The organism is Mesorhizobium sp. M1E.F.Ca.ET.063.01.1.1 (assembly GCF_003998155.1).
In the GTDB taxonomy this organism is placed as follows: Bacteria; Pseudomonadota; Alphaproteobacteria; order Rhizobiales; family Rhizobiaceae; genus Mesorhizobium.
Map to the genome: position 1 here is coordinate 1 of NZ_RZSC01000606.1, position 3,625 is coordinate 3,625.

Annotated in this window: 4 protein-coding genes; all 4 read right to left on the bottom strand. The window is 66.6% G+C overall.

Going from position 1 to position 3,625, the window contains the following annotated elements:
- A partial coding sequence (locus tag EOA29_RS29000) for a xanthine dehydrogenase family protein molybdopterin-binding subunit (RefSeq protein WP_145969849.1) occupies positions 1 to 1,572 on the bottom strand: 1,572 nt, incomplete at its 3' end.
- A 1-nt stretch (position 1,573) separates the two neighbouring features.
- Positions 1,574 to 2,050, bottom strand: coding sequence for a (2Fe-2S)-binding protein (locus EOA29_RS29005; RefSeq protein ID WP_126094483.1), 477 nt, complete (start codon positions 2,048 to 2,050; stop codon positions 1,574 to 1,576).
- Entirely contained in the window at positions 2,050 to 2,910 is an 861-nt protein-coding gene (locus EOA29_RS29010; protein ID WP_126094482.1) for a xanthine dehydrogenase family protein subunit M, read from the bottom strand. The genes EOA29_RS29005 and EOA29_RS29010 overlap by 1 nt, the downstream gene beginning before the upstream one ends.
- A 261-nt stretch (positions 2,911 to 3,171) precedes the next feature.
- Positions 3,172 to 3,625 (bottom strand): TetR family transcriptional regulator (locus tag EOA29_RS29015; RefSeq protein WP_127221950.1); only part of this gene is annotated, 454 nt, incomplete at its 5' end.

A 3,625-nucleotide genomic window follows, 5' to 3' on the forward strand; every position in this document is an offset into this window, starting at 1 on the left:
GGTGCCGCGGCTGCCGTCGGTCATGTCGTTGTAACCGAGGCTGGAGGTGTCGGCGACGATCGCCTTGACGTGGCTGTAGTCGATGCCGAGCTCCTCCGCCGCCACCAGCGACAGTGACGCGCGCGAGCCGCCGACGTCCACGGTGCCGACCGCGAGCGAGACCGAGCCGTCCATGCCGATGTTGAGGTCGGTGCAGGTCTGGCCGCCGAAGTTGAACCAGAAGCCGCAGGCCATGCCGCGCCCCTGGTTGAGGCCGAGCGGCGCCTTCATGTGCGGATGGTTCTTCACCGCTTCCAGCGTCGGGCCGATGCCGATCGGGCCGTAGACCGGGCCGTAGGAGGCGCGGGTGCCTTCCTGGGCCGCGTTCTTGATGCGGAAATCGACCGGATCCATGCCGATCTCCTTGGCGAGCTCGTCGACCGCGCTTTCCACCGCGAACGCCGCCATCGGCGCCGAGGGCGCGCGATAGGCCGCCGTCTTCGGCCGGTTGACCAGCACCTCGTAGCCGACGGTCTTGACGTTCTCGAGCTTGTAGCAGGCGAACGCCGTCATGGCGCCGATCTCGGCCCACATGCCGGCATAGGGGCCGCAGCTATAGCGCAGCGTCGCTTCGGCCGCAGTGATCGTGCCGTCCTTCTTCGCGCCGATCTTGACGTCGATCGAGGTGGCGCTGGTCGGACCCGAGGCGCGAAAAACCTCGTCGCGGGTCATCACCAGCTTCACCGGCCGGCCGGCCTTGCGCGACAAGGCGAGCGCCACCGGCTCGGCCCAGACATGGGTCTTACCGCCGAAGCCGCCGCCGATCTCGGAGGAGGTGACGCGCAGCTTCGAGGCTTCCATGCCGAGCAACTGGGCGCAATGCTGGCGGTAGACGAAATGCCCTTGCGTGCAGACCCACAGCTCCGCGGTGCCATCCGGGTTGACGCTCGCTACGCAGGCATGCGGCTCGATATAGCCCTGATGCGTCTGCTCGGTCTTGAAGGAGCGCTCGACGACGAAATCGGCTTGGGCGAAACCCTGATGGACGTCGCCATGGCCGTATTGCGTGCGCTTGGTGACGTTGGACGGTTTTACGGGCTTTTCCTCCAGCCCCTCGGTGAAGATGGCGTCGTTGATGAGCGGCGCGTGGTGCTTCATCGCCTCGTCGACATCGGTCACATGCGGCAGCACCTCATAGTCGACCTCGATCAGCTTCAGCGCCTGTCTCGCGGTGCGGGCGTCGATCGCGGCGACCGCGGCCACCGCATGGCCGTCATAGAGCGCCTTGGTGCGCGCCATCGAGTTGTCGAGGATGTCGTACATCGCGGCATCGCCGTCGGTGAGGTCGGGCAGGTCTTTCGCCGTGATCACCGCCTTCACGCCGGCGAGTTTTTCCGCCTTCGAGGTGTCGATCTTCCTGATGACGGCATGGGCGTGCGGGCTGCGCAGGATGCGGCCCACGAGCTGCCCGGCCATGTTGAAGTCGGCGCCGTAGCGCGCGCGTCCCGTCACCTTGTCGACGCCGTCGGGGCGGATGGGGCGCGTGCCGACCGAAGAGAAACTGCGTCCCGAATAGCGCGGATCGAAATTCATCTCAGGCTCCCTTCATCACGTTTGCCGCGTCCTGGACGGCGCGCACGATCTTGTCATAGCCGGTGCAGCGGCAGAGGTTGCCGGCCAGCCCGAAGCGGATTTCCTCCTCGGTAGGCGAGGGGTTCTTCGCCAGAAGGTCCTTGGCGGCGATCAGGAAGCCGGGGGTGCAGATGCCGCATTGCAGCGCCGCATGCTCCAGGAACTTCTGCTGCAGCGGGTGCAGTTGGTCGCCGTGCGCCATACCCTCGATGGTCTCGACCTGCCGGCCTTCCGCTTCCGCGCCGAGCACCAGGCAGGAGCACACCAGCCGGTTGTCGAGGATGACGCTGCAGGCGCCGCAGTCGCCGGTGCCGCAGCCTTCCTTGGCGCCGGTGAGCCCCAGCCGGTCGCGCAGCACTTCGAGCAGCGTCTCGTCGGGCTGGCAGAGATACTCGACGTGATCGCCATTGATTGTCGTTGAAACCGCTACACCGGCCATCATTTGCCTCCTGCACGCTCATAAGCGGTGGCGGCGACCCGTTTCGCCAGCACGCCCGCGACTTTTCGTCTGAATTCGATGGTGCCCCGCTTGTCGTCGATGGGACGGCAGGCGCCCGAGCAGACTTTTGCCAGCCGCTCCAGCGTCTGTTCGTCCGGCTTCGAACCGACGAGAACCTGCGCCGCCTCCTCGACGAGCAGCACCGTCGGCGCCGCGGCGCCCAGCGCCACGCGGGCCGCCTTGATGATGCCCGCCTCATCGAGCGTCAGGTTCACGCCGGCGCTCACAACCGCGATGTCCATCTCGGTGCGCGGAATGAAGCGCTGATAGGCGTCGCCCGCATGCGGCGGGCGCTTGTCGAGCAGGATCGCCTCGACGATCTCGCCCTTGGCGAGCGAGGTACGGCCAGGCCCGGTCGGCACGGCCTCCACGGCAATGGTGCGCTTGCCGTTCGGCCCGGCAACCACGGCCTTGGCGCCGGCTGCCACCAGCGCCGGCACGCTGTCGGCGGCGGGCGAGGCGTTACAGAGATTGCCGACGATGGTGCAGCGTCCCTGCACCTGCTTCGAGCCGATCAGCTTGGCCGCCTCGACGACGCCCGGCCATGCCTTCTTCAGCGCCGCGTTCTCGCCCAGCACCGCGCAAGGCACCGCGGCGCCGATCCTGAAGCCGTCGGCCGTTTCCTGGATATCGCTCAGGCCGTTAATCGCCTTGATGTCGACGATCAGCTCGGGCTCGATGAAACCACCCTTCATCCTCACGAGAAGGTCGCTGCCGCCGGCAAGGATGGCTGCCGGGCCAACCGCCTTGGCGAGCTCGCCAACGGCATCTTCTATTGAAAGCGGACGTATGTAACGCATCGTCTCCCCTTGGTGGTCGTGATCAGATCGACCGTTATAAAGACTCTCCTTATAATGACCATCCGCTTCCTGCATTGCACCACCCAAGTCAGGCCGGCTGGCCCTAATTCTCGTCCCAGCTCTTTGGTCCAAGGCGCTGGAACAACCCGCCCGCGCCGAGCCGGCCAAGCCTCCTTCATGGTTTCCGGCGCAGCCGGGGGGCGCCAGGTTGCGGCGAAGGGGGATGCGGCCGCGTTTCGCCGGCCGGTTCGAAGCCGGGATCTACGCCGTCTGCGCCATCCGCGCCCGCACCAGCGTCGCGGCGGCGTGGCCGGCGGCGGTGATGTAGTCGGGATTGTGGTGGATCAGCATGCTGGAAAAGGCGCCGTCCATCAGCAGCACGATCTCGCGCGCCAGCATCTTCGGTTCGCGCACGCCATGGCTCGAAAGCTCGCCCGCCAGCCATTTCTCGAAATTGCTCTTATGGCGGGAGCCGGCCTTCACCGCCGGATGGCCGGGCATCGCGGCGAGCTCGGCGGCCGTGCGCAGGAAGCCGCAGCCCTTCCATTTGACGTGCCGCGCCACGCGCGCCAGATGGGTGAAGATCGCCACGACCTTCTTGTCCGCGCCGCCTTCCGCGGCCTCGAACCAGCCGGCCATCTGCTTGAGGTTCGGCTGGTCGCGGCTGTCGAGATAGGCCGTGATCAGCTCGTCCTTGCTCTTGAAGTGATAGTAG

Coding starts and splice junctions, on each gene's coding strand:
- EOA29_RS29005 (WP_126094483.1), bottom strand. CDS start 2,050: ATGGCCGGTGTAGCGGTTTCAACGACAATCAATGGCGATCACGTCGAG.
- EOA29_RS29010 (WP_126094482.1), bottom strand. CDS start 2,910: ATGCGTTACATACGTCCGCTTTCAATAGAAGATGCCGTTGGCGAGCTC.